The organism is Neobacillus mesonae (assembly GCF_023715155.1).
GTDB lineage: Bacteria > Bacillota > Bacilli > Bacillales > Cytobacillaceae > Neobacillus > Neobacillus mesonae_A.
In genome coordinates, this window is sequence record NZ_JAMBNQ010000131.1 from 1 (window position 1) to 319 (window position 319).

Genomic DNA, 319 nt, shown 5'->3' on the forward strand with positions numbered 1-319 from the left:
TCAAGATGAGATTTCCCATAGCGTAAGCTAGTAAGATCCCTGAAAGATGATCAGGTTGATAGGTCAGAGATGGAAGCATGGTGACATGTGGAGTTGACTGATACTAATCGATCGAGGACTTAACCAAGAATGATAGTCTTTAGTTATCTAGTTTTGAGGGAATAAATCCTCAATATAAATAGTCTGGCGGCGATGGCGAGAAGGTCACACCCGTTCCCATACCGAACACGGAAGTTAAGCTTCTCAGCGCCGATGGTAGTTGGGGCCTTGCCCCTGTGAGAGTAGGACGCTGCCAGGCTAAGCCCCTTTTGGGGCTATT

The 319-nt window shown here is 47.0% G+C and carries 2 rRNA genes; both read left to right on the plus strand.

Annotation, left to right across the window (positions count from 1 at the left end):
- Positions 1-127, plus strand: a 23S ribosomal RNA gene (locus M3183_RS26850); the annotation flags it as partial.
- Positions 128-182: 55 nt separating this feature from the next.
- Positions 183-298: ribosomal RNA gene (rrf, locus tag M3183_RS26855) — 5S ribosomal RNA — on the plus strand.
- The last annotated feature ends 21 nt before the right edge of the window (positions 299-319 follow it).